The organism is Microbacterium sp. (assembly GCF_011620665.1).
Lineage (GTDB): Bacteria > Actinomycetota > Actinomycetes > Actinomycetales > Microbacteriaceae > Microbacterium.
In genome coordinates, this window is record NZ_WOYQ01000021.1 from 36,795 (window position 1) to 59,587 (window position 22,793).

Annotated in this window: 21 protein-coding genes; 11 read left to right on the top strand and 10 right to left on the bottom strand. The window is 68.7% G+C overall.

What is annotated here, in order from left to right:
- The first annotated feature begins 98 nt into the window (after positions 1 to 98).
- Both QZV81_RS03035 and QZV81_RS03040 read left to right on the top strand, forming a co-directional pair.
- Positions 99 to 725 carry a sigma-70 family RNA polymerase sigma factor gene (locus QZV81_RS03035; RefSeq protein WP_292832451.1) on the top strand — a complete coding sequence of 209 codons (627 nt, stop codon included), beginning with the start codon at positions 99 to 101 and terminating at the stop codon, positions 723 to 725.
- Positions 722 to 967, top strand: a complete 246-nt coding sequence (locus tag QZV81_RS03040) for a zf-HC2 domain-containing protein (protein WP_292832306.1) — start codon at positions 722 to 724, stop codon at positions 965 to 967. Before QZV81_RS03035 ends, QZV81_RS03040 begins: the two co-directional genes overlap by 4 nt.
- Positions 968 to 991: 24 nt before the next feature.
- Here the strand turns inward: QZV81_RS03040 and QZV81_RS03045 are convergent, their stop codons facing one another.
- On the bottom strand, positions 992 to 4,666 hold the full coding sequence (locus QZV81_RS03045) for a multifunctional oxoglutarate decarboxylase/oxoglutarate dehydrogenase thiamine pyrophosphate-binding subunit/dihydrolipoyllysine-residue succinyltransferase subunit (protein ID WP_292832309.1): 3,675 nt from the start codon (positions 4,664 to 4,666) through the stop codon (positions 992 to 994).
- A gap of 130 nt (positions 4,667 to 4,796) precedes the next feature.
- Between QZV81_RS03045 and QZV81_RS03050 the strand changes: the two genes are divergently transcribed.
- The 3 genes from QZV81_RS03050 (at position 4,797) to QZV81_RS03060 (ending at position 8,748) form a co-directional block, all read left to right on the top strand.
- A complete protein-coding gene (locus QZV81_RS03050) occupies positions 4,797 to 6,254 on the top strand; it encodes a GuaB1 family IMP dehydrogenase-related protein (RefSeq protein ID WP_292832312.1) in 1,458 nt (485 codons plus the stop codon).
- A 113-nt stretch (positions 6,255 to 6,367) separates the two neighbouring features.
- Positions 6,368 to 7,696, top strand: a complete 1,329-nt coding sequence (locus tag QZV81_RS03055; protein ID WP_292832315.1) for a hemolysin family protein — start codon at positions 6,368 to 6,370, stop codon at positions 7,694 to 7,696.
- On the top strand, positions 7,693 to 8,748 hold the full coding sequence (locus tag QZV81_RS03060) for a hemolysin family protein (protein ID WP_292832318.1): 1,056 nt from the start codon (positions 7,693 to 7,695) through the stop codon (positions 8,746 to 8,748). The genes QZV81_RS03055 and QZV81_RS03060 overlap by 4 nt, the downstream gene beginning before the upstream one ends.
- A gap of 30 nt (positions 8,749 to 8,778) precedes the next feature.
- Here the strand turns inward: QZV81_RS03060 and QZV81_RS03065 are convergent, their stop codons facing one another.
- Positions 8,779 to 9,852: an oxidoreductase gene (locus QZV81_RS03065; protein ID WP_292832321.1), complete on the bottom strand. Its 1,074-nt coding sequence runs from the start codon at positions 9,850 to 9,852 to the stop codon at positions 8,779 to 8,781.
- A 34-nt stretch (positions 9,853 to 9,886) separates the two neighbouring features.
- Here QZV81_RS03065 and QZV81_RS03070 point away from each other — a divergent pair, with 34 nt between their 5' ends.
- Genes QZV81_RS03070 through QZV81_RS03080 form a run of 3 tightly spaced genes read left to right on the top strand, consistent with a single transcriptional unit; the run spans position 9,887 to position 12,261 of the window.
- A complete protein-coding gene (locus QZV81_RS03070; protein ID WP_292832324.1) occupies positions 9,887 to 10,711 on the top strand; it encodes an NAD(P)H-hydrate dehydratase in 825 nt (274 codons plus the stop codon).
- 9 nt (positions 10,712 to 10,720) lie between these two features.
- Positions 10,721 to 11,956 (top strand): glycosyltransferase 87 family protein, encoded by a 1,236-nt coding sequence (locus QZV81_RS03075; protein ID WP_292832327.1) that lies wholly within the window; start codon positions 10,721 to 10,723, stop codon positions 11,954 to 11,956.
- Complete coding sequence (locus QZV81_RS03080) at positions 11,950 to 12,261, top strand: thiamine-binding protein (RefSeq protein WP_292832330.1); 312 nt, start codon at positions 11,950 to 11,952, stop codon at positions 12,259 to 12,261. The genes QZV81_RS03075 and QZV81_RS03080 overlap by 7 nt, the downstream gene beginning before the upstream one ends.
- 41 nt (positions 12,262 to 12,302) lie before the next feature.
- Here the strand turns inward: QZV81_RS03080 and QZV81_RS03085 are convergent, their stop codons facing one another.
- Entirely contained in the window at positions 12,303 to 13,505 is a 1,203-nt protein-coding gene (locus QZV81_RS03085; RefSeq protein WP_292832332.1) for a homoserine O-acetyltransferase, read from the bottom strand.
- Between the two features lie 90 nt (positions 13,506 to 13,595).
- The gene (locus tag QZV81_RS03090) at positions 13,596 to 14,918 is read right to left on the bottom strand and encodes a bifunctional o-acetylhomoserine/o-acetylserine sulfhydrylase (RefSeq protein WP_292832335.1); all 1,323 of its coding nucleotides are present in this window, start codon (positions 14,916 to 14,918) and stop codon (positions 13,596 to 13,598) included.
- A 130-nt stretch (positions 14,919 to 15,048) separates the two neighbouring features.
- On the opposite strand from QZV81_RS03090, the gene QZV81_RS03095 reads away from it, so the two are divergent.
- On the top strand, positions 15,049 to 15,828 hold the full coding sequence (locus QZV81_RS03095) for an SDR family oxidoreductase (RefSeq protein WP_292832338.1): 780 nt from the start codon (positions 15,049 to 15,051) through the stop codon (positions 15,826 to 15,828).
- A gap of 223 nt (positions 15,829 to 16,051) precedes the next feature.
- Here the strand turns inward: QZV81_RS03095 and QZV81_RS03100 are convergent, their stop codons facing one another.
- Positions 16,052 to 17,503 carry an MFS transporter gene (locus tag QZV81_RS03100; protein WP_292832341.1) on the bottom strand — a complete coding sequence of 484 codons (1,452 nt, stop codon included), beginning with the start codon at positions 17,501 to 17,503 and terminating at the stop codon, positions 16,052 to 16,054.
- A gap of 73 nt (positions 17,504 to 17,576) precedes the next feature.
- Between QZV81_RS03100 and QZV81_RS03105 the strand changes: the two genes are divergently transcribed.
- Together QZV81_RS03105 and QZV81_RS03110 are read left to right on the top strand one after the other, a co-directional pair.
- Complete coding sequence (locus tag QZV81_RS03105; protein ID WP_292832344.1) at positions 17,577 to 18,284, top strand: uracil-DNA glycosylase; 708 nt, start codon at positions 17,577 to 17,579, stop codon at positions 18,282 to 18,284.
- Between the two features lie 10 nt (positions 18,285 to 18,294).
- Positions 18,295 to 18,912, top strand: a complete 618-nt coding sequence (locus QZV81_RS03110) for a GNAT family N-acetyltransferase (protein ID WP_292832347.1) — start codon at positions 18,295 to 18,297, stop codon at positions 18,910 to 18,912.
- On the opposite strand, the gene QZV81_RS03115 is transcribed toward QZV81_RS03110, so the two are convergent.
- From QZV81_RS03115 to QZV81_RS03135, 5 genes are read right to left on the bottom strand one after another with little or no spacing between them, the layout of a single operon-like run.
- Positions 18,886 to 19,245, bottom strand: coding sequence for a protealysin inhibitor emfourin (locus QZV81_RS03115; protein WP_292832350.1), 360 nt, complete (start codon positions 19,243 to 19,245; stop codon positions 18,886 to 18,888). The genes QZV81_RS03110 and QZV81_RS03115 overlap by 27 nt on opposite strands.
- The gene (locus QZV81_RS03120; RefSeq protein WP_292832353.1) at positions 19,235 to 20,287 is read right to left on the bottom strand and encodes a M4 family metallopeptidase; all 1,053 of its coding nucleotides are present in this window, start codon (positions 20,285 to 20,287) and stop codon (positions 19,235 to 19,237) included. Before QZV81_RS03120 ends, QZV81_RS03115 begins: the two co-directional genes overlap by 11 nt.
- Positions 20,288 to 20,327: 40 nt before the next feature.
- A complete protein-coding gene (locus QZV81_RS03125) occupies positions 20,328 to 21,122 on the bottom strand; it encodes an ATP-binding cassette domain-containing protein (protein ID WP_292832356.1) in 795 nt (264 codons plus the stop codon).
- On the bottom strand, positions 21,119 to 21,907 hold the full coding sequence (locus QZV81_RS03130; RefSeq protein WP_292832359.1) for an ABC transporter ATP-binding protein: 789 nt from the start codon (positions 21,905 to 21,907) through the stop codon (positions 21,119 to 21,121). The genes QZV81_RS03125 and QZV81_RS03130 overlap by 4 nt, the downstream gene beginning before the upstream one ends.
- On the bottom strand, positions 21,904 to 22,782 hold the full coding sequence (locus QZV81_RS03135) for an ABC transporter permease (protein ID WP_292832362.1): 879 nt from the start codon (positions 22,780 to 22,782) through the stop codon (positions 21,904 to 21,906). The genes QZV81_RS03130 and QZV81_RS03135 overlap by 4 nt, the downstream gene beginning before the upstream one ends.
- Between the last annotated feature and the right edge of the window lie 11 nt (positions 22,783 to 22,793).

Here is a 22,793-nt window from a genome sequence, read left to right on the forward strand (position 1 = left end):
TCTACCCTAACGAACCTCACGACATCGCTGGAAGGAGCCGCGTGACGGCCGCAGCCACACCGATGCTCACGCACGCCTCGGACATAGACTGGCGCGTGATGGAAGAGCAGGCGGCAACAGACCCGCAGACCCAGCCGGATCCGCAGAGCCAGGATCCTCGCACGCAGTTCGAGCAGCAGGCACTGCCGTTCATGGACCAGCTGTATGCCGCCGGCATGCGCATGACGCGCAACCCGGCCGACGCGGCCGACCTCGTGCAGGAGACGTTCGTGAAGGCCTTCGCATCGTGGTCGTCGTTCACACAGGGCACGAATCTCAAGGCGTGGCTCTACCGCATTCTCACGAACACCTACATCAACACCTACCGGAAGAAGCAGCGCGAGCTGTACCAGGGAACGATTGACGAGCTCGAGGACTGGCAGCTCGGCGGCGCTGAATCCACGACGGCATCCAGCTCCCGCTCGGCCGAGGCCGAGGCAATCGACCACATGCCGGCATCCGTCGTGAAGGACGCGCTCCAGTCCATTCCGGAGGACTTCCGTCTGGCGGTGTACCTCGCAGACGTCGAAGGATTCGCGTATCAAGAGATCGCGGACATCATGAAGACACCGATCGGCACGGTCATGAGCCGCCTGCACCGCGGCAGGCGCATGCTGCGTGATCTGCTCGCCGACTATGCACGAGAGCGCGGCATTGATGTGCCCGCCACGAGGAGAGCGAAATGAGCGACTGCGGCTGCGACAAGGCACGCAAAGACCTGGAAGAGTACCTCCGCAACGAGGTCTGCAAGACGCGGCACTCAGACATCACCGAGCACCTCGAGAATTGTCCGGCGTGCCGTGATGAAGCGCTCGTCGCGACGACGCTCACGGCCGTCATCGCGCGCGCATGCAGGGAAAGTGCCCCGGACGAACTGCGCGATCAGGTGCTGGCGCGTCTGCGCGGCGGCCAGGCCGCGCACCACTGACCGCTGTCGGGTCGCGGCCCGGTCTCAGAGCGTGAGCGCCTGCTCCAGGGTGTCGGCCTGTTCGCGTGCATGCACCTTCGGTGAGCCGGTCGCGGTCGATGCGGCTGCGGCACGCGAAATGCGGCGGATCGTCCGGCCGTGCAGGTGCTTGACGACCTCGAGAGCCACGAAGGGCCACGCGCCCTGATTCTCGGGCTCATCCTGCACCCAGACCAGTTCGGCGTTCGGGTAGCTGTCGATGACGGCATTGAGCTGGTCGATCGGAGCCGGGTAGAGCTGTTCGAGCCGAACGAGGGCGACCGTCGGGTTGGGATTCTTCTCGAGCTCGGCCTTGAGGTCCCAGTGAATCTTGCCGGAGTGCAGGAGCACCCGCGTCACGGCGGACGCGTCGAGACCACGATCATCGTCGAGCACGGGCTCGAAGCGGCCCGTCGCGAAGTCTTCCACCTTGCTGGTCGCCCCGCGCAGACGCAGCATGGCCTTCGGCGTGAAGACGACGAGGGGACGCCGCGGACGCGCATAAGCCTGACGGCGCAGCAGGTGGAAATACGACGCGGGTGTCGAAGGACGAGCGACCGTCATGTTGTCTTGCGCGCACATCTGCAGGTAGCGCTCGATGCGCGCTGACGAGTGATCGGGTCCCTGCCCTTCGTAGCCGTGCGGGAGGAGCAGGACGATCCCGGACTGCTGTCCCCACTTCTGCTCGGCCGCCGAGATGTACTCGTCGATCACCGACTGAGCGCCGTTCGCGAAGTCGCCGAACTGCGCTTCCCAGAGCGTGAGGGTGTCGGGCCGCTCCACCGAATACCCGTACTCGAATCCGAGAGCGGCGTATTCGCTCAGCAGGGAGTCGTAGACATGGATGCGTCCCTGGTTCTGGCCGAGGTTGGCCAAGGGCAGCCACTCCTGCCCGTTCGCGCGGTCGTGCAGCACGGCGTGCCGCTGCACGAAGGTGCCGCGACGGGCGTCCTGACCCGCGAGACGGACGTTGGTACCTTCCATGAGCAGCGAGCCGAACGCCAGCAGCTCGCCGAAGGCCCAGTCGACACCGCCGTTCCGGCTCATCTCGCTCCGCTTGTCGAGCAGTTGCTGCAGCTTGCTGTGGACAGTGAAGCCTTCGGGCTTGTTGAGGAAGGCGTCACCGATCTGGCGGACGACATCCGCGCCGACTCCCGTGGTCTCCGGCTCGCCCACGGCGGCCTCGATCGGACCCGTCGCCGGCGAGACGATGCCGATTGCACCCGTTGCGGCCGCATGCGTCTCGGCGAAGGCGATCTCCAAGCGGTTCTGGAAGTCCTGCTTGGTGTTCTCGTATTCCTCTTGGGTGATGTCTGCGCGCCCGACCAGTGCTTCGGTGTACAAGCGGCGCACGGACCGCTTGGCCTCGATGAGGTTGGTCATCAGGGGCTGGGTCATCGAGGGATCGTCACCCTCGTTGTGACCGCGGCGGCGATAGCAGACGAGATCGACGATGACGTCGCGGTGGAACTCCTGGCGATACCGGAATGCCAGGTCGGCCACGCGCGCAACCGCCTCCGGGTCGTCGCCGTTGACGTGGAAGATGGGGGCCTGGATGGTCTTGGCGACATCCGTGGCGTAGATCGACGTGCGACCGTCCTGCGGCAGGGTGGTGAAACCGACCTGGTTGTTGACGATGATGTGCACCGTGCCGCCGGTGCGGTAACCCCGGAGCTGCGACATCTGCAGTGTCTCGACCACGACGCCCTGACCGGCGAAGGCGGCGTCGCCGTGCACGAGAATCGGCAGCCACGAGTACGAGCCCATGGGCATCCGGTCCTGCTTGGCGCGGACGATACCCTCCAGTACGCCGTCGACGGTCTCGAGGTGCGACGGGTTCGCTGCCAGATGGACGGGGAGTTCCTGCCCGGCATCCGAGACGAACGTCCCGTCGGTGCCCAGGTGGTACTTCACGTCACCGGACCCGCTCTTGGAGCCGATCGCGACCGAGCCCTCGAACTCGCGGAAGATCTGACTGTATGTCTTGCCCGCGATGTTCGTCAGCACGTTCAGCCGGCCCCGGTGGGCCATGCCGATCGCCGCGCCGTCGAGGTTCGCGCCGGCCGCACCCTGCAGGATCTCGTCGAGGAGCGGAATGAGGGATTCCCCTCCTTCGAGGCTGAATCGCTTCTGCCCGACGTATTTGGTCTGCAGGAACGTCTCGAACGCCTCGGCCTGGTTGAGCTTGTCGAGGATGCGGAGCTGCTCGTCGTGGCCGGGCTTCTGGTACTTGACCTCGACGTTGTCCTGGAACCACTTCCGCTGACGCGGGTCCTGGATGTGCATGTACTCGATGCCGATCGTGCGGCAGTAGGAGTCGCGGAGGACGCCCAGAATCTCGCGCAGCCGCATGAGGCGCTTGCCGCCGAACCCTCCCGTGACGAATTCACGGTCGAGGTCCCAGAACGTCAGTCCGTGGCTCTCCAGCTCGAGATCGGGGTGCGTGCGCTGCCGGTACTCGAGCGGGTCGATGTCGGCCATCAGATGACCGCGCACGCGGAACGAGTTGATGAGTTCCTGCACGCGTGCGGTCTTGTTGACGCGCTCGGCGATGTCGACGTTGATGTCACCGGCCCAGTGGATCGGTGCATAGGGAATGCGCAGCGCCGCGAAGACATCCTCGTAGAAGCTGCGCTGACCTGTGAGCAGCTCATGGACGATCTTCAGGAACTCGCCCGAACCGGCGCCCTGGATGACGCGGTGATCGTAGGTGCTCGTGAGGGTGATCGTCTTGCCGATGCCGAGCTCGACAAGCGTCTTCTCGCTCGAGCCCTGGAACTCTGCCGGGTACTCGAGGGCGCCCGCACCGATGATGCAGCCCTGACCCTTCATCAGGCGGGGGACGGAGTGCACCGTGCCGATGCCACCGGGGTTGGTGAGTGAGATCGTGGTGCCCTGGAAGTCTGCCGCCGTGAGTTTGTTGGCGCGCGCGCGGCTGACGAGGTCCTCGTAGGACGCGAGGTACTCGCTGAACGTCAGCGATTCGGCCCGCTTGATGCTGGGAACCAGGAGCGCTCTCGTGCCGTCGGGCTTGGGCAGATCGATCGCGATGCCCAGATTGATGTGCGCCGGGGCCACGACGGAGGGTTTCCCGTCAATCTCGGCGTAGGCGACGTTCTGACTCGGGAAGATCTTCACCGCTTGGATCAGTGCCCACCCGATGAGGTGGGTGAAGCTCACTTTGCCACCCCGGGTGCGCGCCATGTGATTGTTCATCACGATGCGATTGTCGATCATGAGCTTCGCCGGGACGGTGCGCACGCTCGTGGCGGTCGGGACGGTCAACGACTCGTCCATGTTCGCCGCGATCGTCTTGGTCATGCCGCGCAGCGGCGTGACAACGTCGTCGTCCGCTGCGCGGGCGGGCCCCGGCTCGACGGCCGGCGCCTGAGCGGGCACGGGTTGCGGAGCAGCCGGGCGGGTGGTCGTCCGGGCCACGGGCGGGGCGCCGACGACGGGGATCGGGGCGGTCACCGGCCTCGGCTCGGCTGTGACTGCGGGAGTCGCCGCGGGCGCCGGGGCGGCGGCGCTGGGGTGGTAGGCCTCGAGCACGGGCCACCAGGCTTTGTCGACCGAGTTGCGGTCCTGCGTGAACTGGTCGTACATTTCAGCGACGAGCCACTCGTTGGCCCCGAATTCGCCTTTGCTGGAAGTTCCCACGCCGGCCACCTGACTGGACACGGTTGCGCCTGCTTTCATCGATGAAGTTCAACTCGTGCGGGACCGTTGGCGGCCCTTGCGCACACAGCTATCTAGGGTATCCCAGTAATCCGTTCGAAGCCCCGGTTCGAACGCCGAGTAGCGTGGAGACATGCAGTTCTCCGGCCCGCAGCCCACCGTCGATCTGACCTACTCGGACGTCTTCCTCTTTCCTCGTCGGTCGGAGGTCACGAGCCGCCTTGATGTCGACCTGTCGCCGCGGGACGGTACGAGCGCGACGATCCCGCTTGTGGCCTCCAATATGAACTCGGTGACCGGCCCGCGCCTCGCGGCCGCGCTGGCCCGCCGCGGCGGGCTCGCCGTGCTTCCGCAGGACATGCCGCTGCAGGAGATCGACGCGGCGATCCGCTGGGTCAAGGAGCAGCCTCCGCAGTGGGACACGCCGATCGTGCTCGGCGCCGAGGCGAGCGTCGCCGAGGCGGCGACCCTCCTGCCGGCGGCCGACGGGCACGGAATCGTGGTGGTCGCTGCGCACGGACCGCGCGTCCACGTCGACGACCTCCTCGGCGTCGTGCCGGCCGCTCGCCTGGCCACCGCACTGCCGGATGCGCGGCTCGGAGACCTTGTGCGCGGGCGGACGGCATCCATCGACGCGGACGACGTCGTCGACGCGCGGCACGCGTTCGACCTCATCGTCGCTGCTGAGGCGGAAACCGTGTGCGTGCTGCGCCACGGCTTCCTCGTGGGAACCCTCTCGCGCCGCACGGCGCTGCGCTCGACCCTTTATCGGCCGGCGGTGGACGCCGACGGCCGACTCATCGTGGCAGCCGCCGTCGGAATCAACGGAGACGTCGCAGCCAAGGCGCGGGCGCTCGCCTCGGCCGGAGTGGACGTGCTGGTCGTCGATACCGCCCACGGCCACCAGGAGGGGATGCTGCGTGCGCTCCGCACCGTTACAGACCTCGACCTCGGCATTCCCATCGCGGCGGGCAACATCGTCACGACGGAAGGCGCGCGGGACCTCATCGGTGCGGGCGCGACGATCCTCAAGGTCGGGGTCGGGCCGGGGGCGATGTGCACGACACGCATGATGACGGCGGTCGGTCGGCCGCAGTTCTCGGCCGTACTGGAGACAGCACAGGCGGCGACCGAACTCGGCGCGCACGTGTGGGCAGACGGTGGCGTCCGATACCCTCGCGACGTCGCGTTGGCGCTCGCGGCGGGAGCGGCATCCGTCATGATCGGCTCGTGGTTCGCGGGCACGATCGAGGCGCCGGGACACCTGCAGACCGACGCGGACGGGCGGGTCTACAAGGAGTCCTGGGGGATGGCCTCGACCAAGGCAGTGCTCGGCCGGTTCGGCCGGCTCGACCCCTACGAGCGTGCACGCAAGGAGCTGTTCGCCGAAGGGATCTCGTCATCGAAGATCTACCTCGACCCGCTGCGGCCCTCGGTCGAGGACCTCATCGACATGATCACCGCCGGAGTGCGCTCGTCGTTCACCTACGCGGGCGCGGCGACGGTTGCGGAGTTTCACGACCGCGCGACGGTCGGGCTGCAGTCCGCCGCCGGCTACGAGGAAGGCAAGGCGTTGCCTGCGAGCTGGTAGGCAAAGCGACCCCCGACCGACGGGTGCCGTAGAATCGTCGGCATAATGGACGACCCTCCCAGTAGACGCTCGCCCCACCGACCCCGCTCCCCACTCGACGGGGGAGATGCGTGATGGACTACGTCATGTTGGGCGTGGGGCTCCTCCTGACGATCGGCACCGGCCTTTTCGTCGCCAGTGAGTTCGCGCTGGTGAACCTCGACCGCGCCGATCTCGAGTCACGCCGGGATGCCGGCGAATCGCGGCTGTCGATGACCATCTCGGCGCTGCGGATCACCTCGACGCACCTGTCGAGTGCGCAGCTGGGAATCACTCTGACGACTCTGCTCACCGGGTACACGATGGAGCCGGCGCTGTCCGATCTGCTGCGCCCCGTCCTCATGTCGTGGGGGATCCCGGCCTCGACCGTGAGCCCGATTGCGACGGTGGTCGCGATCGTCGTCGCCACCGTCTTCTCGATGATCCTCGGCGAGCTCGTGCCGAAGAACCTGGCTCTGGCGATTCCGCGGGAGACCGCGAAGGTCGTCATTCCGTTCCAGGTGGCCTTCACGATGGTGCTGCGCCCCGCGATCGTCGTCCTCAACGGCAGTGCGAACGGGGTACTGCGGAGCATGGGCGTCGAGCCGAGAGAAGAGCTCTCGGGCGCCCGCACCGCAGAAGAGCTCTCGAGTCTCGTGCGGCGCTCGGCGAGCGCCGGCGTCCTCGAGGAAGACACGGCATCCCTGCTCGACCGCACGCTCACTTTCGCCCGTCTCACCACGGCCGACGTCATGACCCCGCGGCCGAGCGTGCACGCGATCGCCGCCGGCGACAGCGTCGAGGATGTCATCCAGCTCGCCCGGCGGACCGGCCACAGCCGGTTCCCGGTCTACGACGACTCGATGGACGACATCACCGGCATCGTCCACCTCAAGCAGGCCATCAGCGTGCCCCGCGAGCGCCGAGCCGATGTTCCGGCTGCGGCGATCGCCGAGGAGCCGCTGCGGGTCCCCGAGGCGGTGCACCTGGACGCAGTCATGTCGGAGCTTCGTGCCCGCGGCTATCAGATGGCGATCGTCGTGGATGAGTACGGCGGAACGGCGGGTGTCGTCACGCTCGAAGATCTCGTCGAGGAGATCGTCGGTGAAGTTCTCGACGAGCACGATCGCAACCGCGCGGGCATCGTCCGCACGGCTGATGGCGTTGTCTTCCCCGGTGACCTGCGACCGGATGAGCTCCGTGATCGCACCGGCATCCGCGTGCCCGAGGGTGATGTCTACGACACCGTCGGCGGGTATCTGATGTCCACGCTGGAACGCATCCCGGTTGTCGGTGATGTCGTCGAGATCGAGGACGGCACGCTCACCGTGCAGCGGCTGGACGGACGGCGCGTGGATCGCGTGAGATTCGTCGCCGCTTCGCTGCCGGACGGCACCGGCGACGAGGCAGGTGCGCAGCGATGAACGACTGGGCAGGAATCGGCTGGCTCGTCGTGCTGCTGGCCTTCAACGCGTTCTTCGTCGGTGCCGAGTTCGCGGTGATCTCCGCGCGCCGTTCGCAGATCGAGCCTCTTGCAGAGAGTGGATCGCGCGGGGCGAGAACCGCGCTGTGGGCGATGGAGCACGCGACGCTGATGCTCGCTACCTCTCAGCTCGGCATCACGATCTGCTCGCTGCTGATCCTCAACGTGTCAGAACCAGCGATCCACCATCTGCTGGAGGGGCCTCTCGCGCTCACCGGCTGGAGCGACGCCGTCATCGGCGGTGTCGCATTCGCGATCGCGCTGCTGCTCGTTTCATACCTGCACGTCGTGTTCGGCGAGATGATCCCGAAGAACCTCGCCTTCTCGATGCCCGACCGCGCCGTGCTGCTGCTGGCGACCCCGTTGATGTGGGTGTCGAAGCTGTTCCACCCGGTGATCGTCGCGTTGAACTGGATCGCCAACCACCTCGTGCGCCTCCTCGGCGTCGAACCGAAGGACGAAGCGGCTTCGACCTTCACCCTGGAGGAGGTGGCTACGATCGTGAACCAGTCCCGCATCGAAGGCGTCCTCGACGACGCCTCAGGTGCGGTCGCGGCCGCCGTCGAGTTCACGGACAAGAAAGCACGTGACATCGCGGTGCCGCTGTCGGAGCTGGTGACGATGCCGGAGCACACGACGCCGGATGAGATCGAACGCGCCGTTGCCAAGCACGGGTTCTCGCGGTACGTCATCGTCGATGCGGCGGGTGCCCCCGTGGGGTACGTGCACCTGAAGGACATCCTTCGCGATGCCGAGCGACCGGATGCCGGGGCTCGTGCGGATGCCCCCATCAAGCCCAAGCGCATACACCACATGGTGCCCGTCGGCGAGCAGACCGACCTCGAGGATGCGCTCGCCCTCATGCGTCGCTCCAGCCGCCACCTCGCGCAAGTGCGCAACAGCGAGGGTGAGGTCACCGCTGTGCTGTTCCTCGAGGACATCATCGAGGAGTTGGTGGGCGAAGTGCACGACGCGACGCGGCGCGGCTTCTGACCCGGACGCCTTGACGTCCGGGTGGTGCGCTCAGGTGCGCGGACGTGCCCGCAGGTACTGCGCCGGCCAGGGCGCCGCTTCCGGCTCTCCCAGCTCGGTCGCGGCGCGGAGGGCGAAATGGGGATCGCGCAGCCATTCGCGGCCGGCCAGGATCACGTCGGCCTCGCCCGCGGTGAGGATCCGGTCGGCCTGGGGGCCCGAGGTGATTTCGCCCACGGCGCTGACCGGCAGTCCGGTTGCCTGCCGGACCTCGGCCGCGAGCGCGACCTGGTAGCCCGGGCCGGGCGTGATCTTCTGGTGGGCGACCAGCCCGCCCGAGGAGACATCGAAGAGGTCGGCTCCCCTCTCGGCGGACCAGGTCGCGACGGTCGAGGTCTGCGCGGCATCCCACCCTCCCTCGGCCCAGTCGGTGCCGGACAGGCGCACGAGCACCGCGGCGTTCGGCGCGGCGGCGCGCACCGCCGCCACGACCCGCAGCAGCAGGCGCGCCCGGTTCTCGAGCGAACCGCCGTAGGCATCCGTGCGCTCGTTCGACAGTGGCGAGAGGAACTGGTGCAGCAGGTAGCCGTGCGCGGCGTGGACCTCGAGGATCTCGAACCCGGCATCCACGGCGCGGGTGGCCGCTGCGGCGAACGCCTCGACCACGGCGTCGATCCCCGCTTCGTCGAGCGCGACCGGCTCCGCATATCCCTCGAAGGCGATCGCCGAGGGGGCCACCGTCTGCCAGCCGCCGAAGGCCTCTGGAATCGATCCGCGTCCGCCGGAGAACGGCGACCAGGTCGACGCTTTGCGCCCCGCGTGCGCGAGCTGGATGCCGGGGACGGCGCCCCGACTGCGGAGCGCGGCGACGATCGGCGCCCACGCATCCCGCTGGGCGTCGTTCCAGATCCCGGTGTCCTCGGGCGAGATCCGCCCCTCGGGGAGCACCGCGGTCGCTTCGGTGATGACGGCGCCGGCGCCGCCCGCGGCGAACTGCGCGAGATGCACGTGGTGCCAGTCGCCGGGCATCCCGTCGGTCGCGGAGTACTGGCACATCGGCGAGACCCAGAGGCGATTGCGGACAGGACGCCCGGCCAGTTCGTACGGGCTCAGCAGCAGGCTCATCGTGTGCTCCGGTTCAGATCGGTAGGGTGGCGCCATGACTGCCGGCACCGAGTGGACTCACGCCGACGTCGCCGCGCTCCTGCGCGCGCCGACCGACGCTGATGACAAGTATTCCCGAGGGGTCGTGGGTCTGCTCACCGGATCGGCGCGTTATCCGGGGGCGGCGGTCCTGGGCGTCGAGGCGGCCTGGCGCGCGGGTGCGGGAATGGTCCGCTACCTCGGGCCCGCCCGCGCCCTGGTGCTGGCACGTCGACCCGAGACGGTCACCGCCGCTGGGCGCGTGCAGGCCTGGGTCGCCGGCTCGGGGATGGATGCCGCGCACCGGAGCTCTGATGAGAGCGCTGCGCTGGAGAGGATCCTCGCCGGGGAGGCGCCGGTCGTGGTGGATGCCGGCGCACTCGATCTCGTCAGCGCCGCCACGGCACCCCTGGTACTGACCCCGCACGATCGCGAGCACGCGGCGTTGCGTGCGCGGCTCGGGATGCCCGGCAACGCCGAGCGCGCCGCTGCTACGCGCGAGACAGCCGCTCGTGTGGGCGGTGTCGTTCTCCTCAAGGGTGCGACGACGATCATCGCGGGTCCGGACGGGGCGCTGCGCACCGTGACCAGCGGCGCGCGGTGGCTGTCGACGGCGGGCACCGGAGATGTGCTCGCCGGAATACTCGGTGCGCTGTTGGCCGGCGGTGGCGACCCGTTCGCGTGCGCCGCGAGCGCCGCCTGGCTGCACGGCCGCGCCGGGGCGGCCGCATCCCGGCGCCACGGGGGCGGCCCGCTCGTGGCCCTGGAGGTCGCCGAAGAGACGGCATCCGTCATCGGGAGGGTGCTCGAGTCACGCCGGGGCGCAGAGCCCCGTCCCTAGGATGGGTGGGTGTCGAGGCGAGTCGTGCTGTGGGTTGCGTTCGCCGCCGTGCACCTCGGTGTCGCGTGGCTCGGCTTCCTGATGCCGAACGGGCCCATGGGCGACGTGTACAACGTGTACGATCCCTGGTCGGCGCAGGCGCTCACGGGCGCGGGCGTGGTCGGGGTCACCGAGGAATGGGTGTACCCCCAGCTGGCGCTGGCCCCGATGATCCTCGCTCACGCGTTCGCGTGGATCAGCGGCTACATCGTCGGGTGGGCGATCCTGGTGACGCTCGTCGACGCCGTCGCCTTCGCGGTCCTCGTCGGCGCGGCCCGCTCAGCCGGGCGCACGACGGCGGCGTGGTTCTGGCTGGCCTACACCGCGCTGCTCGGACCGGTCGGTCTCTACCGGCTCGACGGGTTCACGGTTCCCCTCGTGCTGATAGCGTGCCTGTGGCTCGTCGGCCGGCCGTGGCTCGCCTCGATCCTGATGGCCGTCGCCACGTGGATCAAGGTGTGGCCGGCAGCGGTGCTGGCCGCAGCGCTCATCGCCGTGCGGCGGCGAGGAGCGATGATCGGCGGCGCGGTCGCCGTGTCGGTGCTCACCCTGGCTGCGATCGCGTTCGCCGGGGGCGCCGAGCACGCCTTCGGCTTTCTGGCGGAGCAGAGTGCGCGGGGCCTGCAGGTCGAAGCGGTCGTCGGTACGCCCTACCTCTGGGGCGCGCTCCTGGGCCTCGACGGGTTCTGGGTCTACTGGGATCCGGGGATCGTGGCCTTCCAGGTCACCGGTGCGGACATCGACCCCGTGATCGCCGCCATGACGCCGATCCTCGCGGTCGTGGCGGCCGCCGTCGCACTGCTCGGCGGGTGGGCGGCCGCGCGCGGCGCGCGGTTTGCGGCGCTGTTTCCGCCGCTGTCGCTGGCACTGGTGACCGCTCTCATCGTCTTCAACAAGGTCGGGTCGCCGCAGTATCTCACCTGGCTCATTCCGCCGATGGCCCTGGGCCTGGTGATCGACAGGCGTCGCTGGGTGCTGCCGGCCACGGTCGCACTCGTGGCGGCGCTGGCGACGCAGCTCGTGTACCCGCTGCTGTACGACGGCATCCTCTCGCCTGCGCTCCTGCCGGTCGCGATCCTGACCTTCCGCAACGCCACCCTCGTCGCGCTCTTCGTCTGGATGCTCGTACGACTGGTCCGGCTGCTCCGCACACCGTCCGCCCCCGCCACGCCCTCATCCGCTGAACCTCGGGAGTCCTCATGCTGATCGCCTTCTCCGTCGCCCCATCCGGGGGCGGCTCGACCGACGGCTCGGTCCACGATGCCGTCGCGGCAGCCGTCGCGGTCGTCCGCTCGTCGGGCCTCCCGCACCGCACCACGTCGATGTTCACCGAAATCGAGGGAGAGTGGGATGCCGTCTTCGCGGTCGTCAAAGCGGCGACCGAAGCCGTGCTGCCGTTCGGGTCGCGGATCTCCCTCGTGCTGAAGGCCGATATCCGGCCTGGCCGCACGGGCGAGCTCGACGGGAAGCTCGAGCGGCTGGAGCGAGCGATCGAGCAACTCGACGGGTAGCGACGGCCTGAATCCGGGTCCGTGCTCGCCGCTGCCCCGGGTCAGGACTCCAGCAGCCGGCGCAGGTGCGCCCCGACGGCGGCGGTTTCGATCAAGAACCCGTCGTGTCCGAAGTCGCTGCTGAGGACCACGGCATCGTCGTCGATCGTCGTGCGGATGCCGCGGGCGACACGGTGCTGACCATCGACCGGGAACAGCCGGTCGCTGTCGATGCCGAGGACGAGGGTTTCTGCTTGAACTCGCGCCAGGGCGTCCTCGATGCCCCCGCGATCGCGGCCGACGTCGTGCGCGTCCATCGCCTCGACCAGCGTGATGTAGCTGTTCGCGTCGAAGCGTCGCGTGAACTTGTTGCCGTGGAAGTCGAGGTAGCTCTCGACCGCGAACCGGCCGCCGTGCCCGAGGGGACTCTTGCCCGACTGCCACGACCGCTGGAAGCGCTGATTGAGCTCGGTCGGACTCCGATAGTTCAGCAGGGCCATCCGTCGCGCGAGCGCGAGCCCGCGGTGCGGGCCGTCGCCGTCGTCCGAGTCGTAGTACTCGCCGTTCGCGAAGCGTGGGTCCATCCGGATGGCCTCCAGCTGCACCCCGTTGAGCGCGATCTGGTCGGCGGTCGTCGTCGGCGGGGCAGACAGCACGGCGAGCCGCTGCAGCCGGTCGGGTTCGCCGATGCCCCACTCCAGCGCATGCATCCCACCCATCGATCCTCCGACGACCGCGGCCCAGACCTGGATGCCGAGGGCATCGGCCAGCCGCACCTGCGCGGCGACCTGATCGCGGATCGTGAGGTACGGGAAGCGCGACGCCCACTCGTAGCCGTCCGGCGCGATGGCGGACGGGCCGGTCGAACCCTGGCATCCGCCGAGCATGTTCGGGGCGACCACGAACCAGTGATCCGTATCGATCGGCGCACCGGGTCCCACGGTGTCGCCCCACCAGCCCGCCGTGGGGTGACCGGGACCGGCCGGCCCCCGCACGTGGCTGTCGCCGGTGAGGGCATGAAGGATCAGCACAGCGTTGTCGCGCGCGACGTTGAGCTCCCCCCAGGTCTCGTACGCCAGACGGATGCCGGGAAGCTCCTGTCCGCTCTCAGTCCTGAACGCGCCGAAGGCGGCGAAGTGCCTGTCGCCCGACGGATCGCCGTCGCGCCACGCGCCCGTCGTGGGCGGGCGACCGCGGAGCAGGCGCGCATCGGCCTCCGTGATCGGTGCGCTGGGCACTGTGTCTTCGGAGGTCTGCCAGTCCATGGCATCCATTCTCCCGGCACGCGCGCAGATGCGGCGCCGTGTTACGTCGCCCGGCGGGTCTGCGGACTCCGCGGGCCGCAGCGGGAGGGATCAGGCGCGCGCGGACTCGGTGAGGCGCCGCGCGGCGCTGAGCGCCTGATCCAGGTCGGCCTTGAGATCTTCGACATTCTCGAGGCCGACCGACAGGCGCACGAGGCCAGGCGTCACACCCGTCGTGAGCTGCTGCTCGGGCGTGAGCTGCGAGTGCGTCGTGGATGCCGGGTGGATCACGAGCGATCGGACGTCGCCGATGTTCGCGAGGTGGCTGAACAGGCTCAGGGAGTTCACGAACTCACGCCCTGCCTGCACGCCGCCCTTCAGCTCGAACGACAGCACGGCGCCGACGCCCTTCGGGGCATAGCGGTTGGCCGCCGCGTACCAGGGTGAGGTGGGCAGGCCGGAGTAGTTCACGCTCGCGATGTCATCATGGTTCTCGAGCCACTCGGCGATTTCCTGCGCGTTCTGAACGTGGCGCTCGATGCGCAGCGACAGCGTCTCGATGCCCTGGATCAGCAGCCACGCGCTCTGCGGCGAGATGGCGGCGCCGAGGTCGCGCAGCAGCTGCACGCGCGCCTTGATGATGTAGGCGAGACCGTCGCCGACGGCATCCGTGTAGACCGCGCCGTGGTACGAGGGGTCGGGGGTCGTCAGCCCAGGGAAGCGCTCGGAGTGCTGCGTCCATGCGAACGTGCCGCCGTCGACGATGACGCCGCCGATCACGGTGCCGTGACCCCCGAGGAACTTCGTCGCCGAATGCACCACGATGTCGGCACCATGCTCGAACGGGCGAATGAGATACGGAGTTGCGATCGTGTTGTCGACGATCAGCGGAACACCGGCTTCGTGCGCGACGTCAGCGACGGTCCGGATGTCGAGGATGTTGATCTTGGGGTTGCCGATCGTCTCGGCGAAGAACAGCTTCGTGTTCGGCTGCACGGCGCGGCGCCACTCTTCGACATCATCCTGGTTCTCGACGAAAGTGACCGAGATGCCGAGCTTGGCCAGCGTGTACTTGAACAGGTTGTACGTTCCGCCGTAGATCGAGCTCGACGAGACGATGTGATCACCGGCCTCGGCGATGTTGAGCACGGCGAACGTCTCGGCAGCCTGGCCGCTGGCCACCAGGAGCGCTCCGGTACCGCCCTCGAGCGCGGCGATGCGCTCTTCGACGACGGCCTGCGTCGGGTTCTGGATGCGGGTGTAGATGTTGCCGAACTCGGCGAGCGCGAACAGATTGGCCGCGTGGTCGGCGCTGTCGAAGACGTAGGAGGTCGTCTGGTAGATCGGGGTCGCGCGTGCCTTGGTCACGGGGTCCGGAGCGGCGCCGGCGTGAATCTGCGTGGTCTCGAAGCGCCAGTTCTCGGGTGCGGACATGGTAAGGCTCCTGCGATTTTCGGGGTGCCGGGGCGGATGCCGACGACTCCAACGACAGTACGGCCCGGCACCGGCTTCGACAACCCGCGGGAAATGTGACGTAACGCGGGCTCCGGGTAGCGTAGTGGTCATGGTTTCAAGACGCGCAGTGGTCACAGGGGCGAGTTCGGGGATCGGCGAGGCCACGGTGCGGGCTCTCCGCAGCGCCGGATGGGATGTCGTGGGCGTCGCGCGCCGCGCGGAGCGGCTCGAAGCGCTCGACGCCGAGGTCGGATCGGTGTCGTTCGCGGCCGATCTCACCGATGAGGGCGATGTCGCTGCGCTCGCCGAACATCTGGCATCCACGGGGTCCGTGAACGCGCTCGTGCACATCGCCGGCGGCGCCCGGGGCACGGATCGCATCGAGGATGCCCGTCCCGCCGACTGGCGCTGGATGTTCGAGGTCAATGTGCTCGCGGCGCAGCTGGTCACCACGGCGCTGCTGCCGCTGCTGCGCAGGTCGATCTCAGGCGGAGGAGGTCACGCCGACACGCTGTACGTCACCTCGACGGCGGCACAGGTCGCCTATCCGGGCGGCGGTGGGTACAACGCCGCCAAGGCCGGCGAGGCGATGCTCGCCCACGCGCTCCGACTCGAACTCAACGGCGAGCCGATCCGCGTGACCGAGATCGCCCCCGGCATGGTCTTCACGGAGGAGTTCACTCTGAACCGGCTGCGCGGCGATCAGGCCGGCGCCGGGAAGCTCTACGAGGGCGTCGAGCGGCCGCTGGTCGCGGAAGATGTGGCGGACGTCATCAGCTACGCGCTGAATGCACCCGGCCACGTCAACCTGGACCTGGTCACGATGCGCCCCGTCGCGCAATCCGCTCAGCACCTGCTGGCCCGTGGCCCACTGGTTCCCCGCGGCTGACGGGTTCCCTGCGGGCGGGCCCCGGCCCGGGTGGGAAAGTCGCCCATTCGGCCCCGTTGCGTGCGGCGAGCGCCGTGGTCCGGTCGCCCATTGCTCAGATGGAGCGTGAGAGCCCGCGCGGTCATCCCGGACCGCCTCACGCCAGCTTCTCGGCGCGGGCGGAGCTCACCTATCCACCGGGGTCTGGCATCGCTCGGCCATCGCGCGCAGTCGGCGCCCGCGTTCAGGCCGGCGGCGCGTCGGCGAAAGCCACCTTCGGCACGAACACCAGGAGTATGGCCGCGAAGAATCCGCCCGCTGCGCAGATCCCCCAGACCGTGAGGTATCCGCCGAGGGATGCCGCGGTCTCGCTCGCGACGACGCCCGCCCCCGCGGCGAGAACGACACCGAACACCGCCGACGAGAACGTTCCGCCGATCGTCTTGGTCGTGTTGGTCAGCGCGGATGCGATGCCGGTCTGCCCGCGAGGAGCCGCCGCCGCGGCGGCGGCGGGCATCGCTCCGACGAGCGCCCCGCATCCGAGTCCAGCGATCGAGAGGTTGACGACCACTTGCCACACGTCGAGATGGAAAGGCAGGAACAACGCGTAGCCGATCCCGACGAGCAGGGCCGCGGCGATCAGCACGACGCGCGGGCTGGCGCGCCGTGAGGTCACGGAGAACACGATTGCGCCGACGATGAGCGAGACGAGGTAGACGCCGATGAGGTTCGAACGTTCCGTGGCATCGAGCCCGAGGCCATACCCGAGCGCGGGATCTGTGCCGGCGTAGGTCGACAGAGGCCCTTGCGCGCCCAGCAGGCTGATGCCCACGAGGAACGCGGTCGCCTGTACGGGCCACATCTCGGGGCGTCGGAGCACGCGGATGTCCACCGCGGGATCGTTCTGCCGGAGCTCGAACCAGCCGAACAGCGCAAAGCCGGCCATGCCGATGACGAGCAGCAGCCAGACCCACGCGGCAGCGGGCCCGTTCAACCTGAGGAACGTGAGCGCGCTGGTGACCAGGAGCAAGGCCATCGCCAGCAGCACGAACCCGCCGGTGTCGAGCTTGCGTCCGGGCTCGGGCGTCGACTCGGGCACCCCGATCCAGATCACGACCGTCACAAGTGTCACGGCGATCGCCGGCACGATCAGCGTGGCGCTGAGGTTCTGCCCGGTGGCGGCGAAGATCCGGCCGGCCGCGAGCGCGCCGATGATCGCGCCCGCCTGCAGGCCGACGACGAGCAGGCCCGCCGCGCGCCGCGTCATCGAGACGCCTCGCTGCTGCGCACGTCCGCGCTCGAAGATGAGCGCGATCTCCAGCGGCAGCCACACGACGTAAAAGCCCTGCAGCGCCCAGGCGATCAGGAAGCTCCAGAACGAGGTCGCGAAAGCAAGCCACCACGTCGCGCCGGCTGTCAGCACGGCCGCGATCAGCAGGATGCGCTTGTGACCGTACATGTCGCCGAGCTTCGCGAGGATCGGCACGACGAGCGCCGACAGCAGCAGCTGTGCGGCCTCGAACCAGTTGACGTCTGAATCGTGGATGCCGAGGGTCACCACGATGTCGCTGAACAGCGGCACGTAGTACCCCTGGAGGATGCCGCTGACGATCTCGACGACGATGAACCAGCCGATCAGGCCCGCGGTGATGCCCAGGGCAGAGGTGCGGAGGGCCGCGGAGGGGGGCGTGGACACGGCGACCAGTCTAGGGTCGCGTCCATCGTGACCCGTCAGCGACATAGGCTGACATCCGCGAGAAGGAGGCGGCGTGAGCGCACCGAGCGAGAGCGACCGGTGGTTTCGGACGATCCATCCCGACTGGGCTGCGGCGCTCGCGCCCGTGGCTGCCCAGATCGAACTGCTGGGCAATCGGCTGCGTGCCGAGACGGCCGCAGGCCGCGTCTATCTGCCCGCGGGCGACGCCATCTTCCGCGCTTTCGCCCGCCCTCCGTCCGCCGTGAAGGTCCTCATCGTCGGCCAGGATCCGTATCCCACCCCCGGCCATGCGATCGGTCTGTCCTTCGCGGTCGATTCGCGCGTTCGCCCGCTGCCGCGCAGCCTGGCGAACATCTATCAAGAGCTCGAGGGCGATCTGGGCATCCCGCGTGCAGCGCACGGCGACCTGTCGGCGTGGAGTGACCAGGGCGTCATGCTGTTGAATCGTGTCCTCACGGTTGCGCCCGGCGCCCCGGGTTCCCACCGGGGGTGGGGGTGGGAGAACGTCACCGCGCACGCGATCCGCGCCCTTGTCGCCCGCCCCGAACCGCTCGTCGCGATCCTGTGGGGAAGGGATGCCGAGAGCCTGCGGCCGCTCCTCGGCGCAAGCCACATCATCGCCTCGTCCCATCCCTCTCCGCTGTCGGCGCGGCGCGGGTTCTTCGGCTCCCGGCCGTTTTCGCGCGCGAATGATGCGCTCGTCGGGTTCGGGGCATCCCCGATCGACTGGCGCCTCCCGCCCGCGGAGCCCGGCGCGTAGGCTGATCCGCATGCTCGAAGAGGAATACGAGAAGTCGCGTCGCCGTGTCCCGCCACACCTGCGGCGACGTGAGGCGGAGCATCCGTTCGCCTATGAGATCCGCCCCGCGGTGCGCACCGACATGCCGTATGTGCGTGAGATCTACAACTATTACGTCACCAATTCCGTCGTCACCCTCGACGAGAAGAAGTGGTCGCACCAGCAGTGGCTCGACAAGTTCGACTTTCTGCACAAGCTCGCGCTGCCGTTCCTCGTGGCCGTCTCTCCGACGGGGCAGATCCTCGGCTACGGACTCGTCGCACCCTGGACCGGAAAATCCGGCTATCGGTACACGGTCGAGAACTCGATCTACCTCGGGCACGCGGCCACCGGCAAGGGGCTCGGCCGGGCGCTCCTGGAGGCGTTGATCGCGGCGTGCGAAGAACTCGGCATCCGAGAGATGGTGGCCGTCATCAGTGATCGGGGGGCGGAGGCGTCCATCGCCCTTCACAACAGGCTCGGCTTCGTCGAGGTCGGCCGAATGGGCCGAGTGGGGTTCAAGTTCGGTCGTTCGATCGGCACGATCTACCTTCAGAAGCACCTGCACAGCCGCAAGAAGCGCTCACTCTTCGGGCGGCGCACCCGCTGAACCCGCGCGCTCGGCGCCGGCGGCGCCCCGTACCGCATCGATGAGGACCTTCCACGGTCCGTCGATCTCGTACTCGGCGAGCTCCGCACGGCGACGGTCGTCGCCGCGGTGCGCCGACACCGTCCACCAGAATCGGTCGGCGCCGGTCGGCGCCGCGTGCTTCGGTGTGCCCCAGGGGCATCGGTCGACGAGCTCTTCCCATGCTGACGATTCGTCTGCGACCGCGTCCACTCGCCACTGCCGCGTCACTCCGGCCACGCCGCCCGAACGCTTCACGACCACCGACAGCGGCACGGGCGGCGCGGACTCTGCGCGCTCAGGCTCATCCGGCATCCTCGATCACGCCGACACCGATCCACGCGGCGCGGACGGCGTCGACCTCCTCCGATCCACCACCGTACTCCCGCGTCGTGACCGCGAGGGTCTCTGCGGCGAACGCCGAGAAACCCGCCGTGCGGCTCAGCGTCCCGGCCGTCATGACCAGATACCAGATGTGTCCCGCGCGGTCCCAGGCATTCCCCCCGAGCGCCATGGCGACCAGGTGGAAGGCCTTGTTCGGGATGCCGGAGTTGATGTGCACGCCGCCATTGTCGGCGTCGGTGACCACGAAGTCCCGCATGTGCGCCGGCTGCGGATCGCGGCCCAGCACGTCGTCGTCGTAGGCGGTGCCCGGCGCGCTCAGGGAGCGCAGTGCGGCGCCCTGTACGGCGTCCGTGAAGATTCCCTCGCCGATCAGCCACGACGCCTCGGTCACCGTCTGCGCGGCGGCATGCTGTTCGGTGAGAGCGCCGAACACATCGGCCAGCGATTCGTTCAGCGCACCCGACTGCCCGGAGTACTCGAGACCCCCGGAATTCTCGATCACCCCGTGTGTGAGTTCGTGGGCGATCACCGACAGAGACTGCGTGAAGCCCGCGAAAACCTCACCGTCACCGTCCCCGAAGACCATGCGCTCTCCGTTCCAGAAGGCGTTGTCGTAGCGGTCGCCGAAGTGCACCGTGGCCGGCAGCGGACCTGCTTCGTCGTCGATCGACGAGCGTTCGAACGCCTCCCAGTACAGCGCGAACGTGGCGCCCAGTCCATCGAACGCCTGATTGACGGCAGCGTCAGCGCTGACGGGATCTTCCTCCCCGCGCACGCGGATTCCGGGAAGGCTCTCGCGATTCTGCGCGTCGCTGATGACCCGGTCCGGTGTGGACGACGCTTCTGCGACGAGCTCGCGACCGGCTGCGGACAGATCCGGAGCCGCTCGCACGGGAAGGTAGGTGCGCGGTGCGGCGAGCGTCGCGCGCGCCGCGGCGGCAGCCCGAACCAGGCGCTCCTCCTCAGTGGCCGCGAGGCGGGACAGCAGATAGGGAGGGACGATCGCGTGCATGGCCACAGGCTAACCTCGACCCCCGACCCGCATCGGATCCTCAGCGCGGATCGATGATCGGGATCGAGGCCAGCAGCCGCCGCGTGTACGAGACCTGAGGCTGCAGCAGGACCTTCTCGGTCGGACCTTCCTCGACGATGCGGCCTTCCGCCATGACGATGACCTCGTCGCAGAGGTTCTGCACGACGCCGATGTCGTGCGAGACCATCACGAGCGTGAGCTGCTCGGTGCGGCGCAGGTCGCGGAGAAGTTCGAGGATCTGGGCGCGAACGGTCACATCCAGCGCCGACAGCGGTTCGTCACCGACGAGGATGCGGGGCCGATGCACGATCGCGCGCGCGAGCGCGATGCGCTGACGCTGGCCGCCGGAGAACTCGTGCGGATACCGCGCGGCCATGTCGGGTGCGAGTCCCACCTGCGAGAGCACCTCGCCGACGCGGGCCCGGCGGTCGCCGGGGATTCCGAGTGCCCACAGCGGCTCTCCGACGGTGCGTCCGATGTTCATTCGCGGATCCAGAGAGGCGTACGGGTCCTGGAAGACGATGCCGGTCTGCTGACGCAGCCAGTGCAGATCGCGGGCGGAAGCGCGCGCGTCCACCGCGCGCCCGGCGACTTCCACGGATCCCGAGGTGGGAGTGTCCAGGCCCAGGAGGAGACGGATGAGCGTCGACTTGCCCGATCCGGACTCGCCGATGATCCCGACCGCCGATCCGGCGCGCACGTCGATATCGGCATCGTCAAGCGCCGTTGTGAAGGTCGGGCGCTCGAACAGACCCCGGGCCGACGCCCGGAACCGGCGGGTCAGCGCGCGCCCGCGGATCAGGGTCTCGGTCATGCCGAGCCTCCCGGTCGCCAGAGCGTTGCGGTCGCATCGCGGAGGAGTCCCTGCGTCACCGGCGAGGTCGGCGCCGTCAACAGCGTCGTCAGAGGCCCGGATTCGACCACACGTCCCTCCTCCAGTACCACTGCGTGGGTGGCGACCTGGGAAAGGACCGCGAGATCATGAGTGATGAACACGAGCGACATGCCCTCTCGTGTCACCAGCGTGCGGAGCAGATCGAGGATCTCGGCTTGGATCGTGACGTCGAGTGCCGTGGTGGGCTCGTCGGCGATGAGCAGTCGTGGACGACAGGCCAGTGCCATCGCGATCGCGACCCGCTGGCGCTGACCGCCGGAGAGCTGGTGCGGATACCGCCTGACGATCTGCACCGGGTCTTGAAGGTGCACCCGCTCTGCTTCCGTGACCGCGCGGGTGAGAGCGTCGCGGCGCCCGACTTTTTCGTGGATGCGGATCGACTCGGCGATCTGCCGCCCGACCGTGCGGATGGGGTTGAGCGCGGTCCGTGGTTCCTGGAAGACGATTCCGATCTCTTTCCCGCGCAGGCGAGCCAGCTCGCGATCGGGGGTGCCGAGCAGCTCGCGGTCGTTCCACTGGATGCTCCCGCCGGCGACGGCGCCCTCCGGGAGAAGCCCGACCAGCGCGAGCGCCGTGAGGGACTTCCCCGATCCGGATTCTCCGATCAGGCCCACGCGCGCGCCGTCGGGCACGTCGAACGAAACGCCGTCGACGACGCGAGTGCCGGCGATGTCGATCGTCAGGTCTCGGACTCGGAGGCTCATGCGACCACGGCCGGCATGTGTGTTCGCGCGGCTGCGCCCCGGCGGGAGAGGGTGGGGTCGGTCACGTCGCGAAGACCGTCGCCCAGAAGGTTGAGGCCCAACACGGTGAGGGTGATCGCGAGCCCCGGCCACACCACGGTGAGCGGGTAGACGGAGATGTACGACTGCAGTTCGGCCAGCAGCAGTCCCCACGAGGGCTCGGTCGGTGGCGCCCCGAACCCGAGGTAGGACAGGCCCGCTTCCGCCAGGACGGCGACGGCCATCGCCCATGACAGCTGAACGATGAACACCGGTGCGACGTTGGGGAGCAGGTGGCGCCACAGGTTCTGCCAGGGCGTGAGGCCGCTCGCCTGACCGGCGAGGACGAAGTCGCTGTGCAGGACGCGGCGGAGCTCGGGCCGGGTCACCCGGGCGATGTTCACACCGAAGCCGATGCCGACCGACACGATCACCACCCAGAGCGACCCGCCCCAGACGGCCGAGATCATCATGGCGATCAGCAGCACGGGAAATGCGATGAGGATGTCGACCAGCACCGCGACACCCTCGCGCACCCACCGTGCGGTCAGCGCGCCGAGCGCGGCGAGGGCGAGGCCGATGAGCGTCGCGATCACGCCCGCGCCGAGGGCGACCCACACGGTCGTGCGCGCCCCGGCCATCAGGAGACTGGAGATGTCGCGGCCAGATCCGTCGGTTCCGAGGAGGTGCGGCCACCCGGGCGCCGTCCAGCGATTGGCGATGTCCACGCTCTGGGGATCGTACGGGAGCCAGAACGCGCTGACCAGGGCGACGAGGCCGACGACTGCCACCACGAGGATGCCAAACCGGCTTGTCGACTGCTCCCAGAGCCGTGCGAGCCACGAGTATCGCAGCATCGCACCGGACT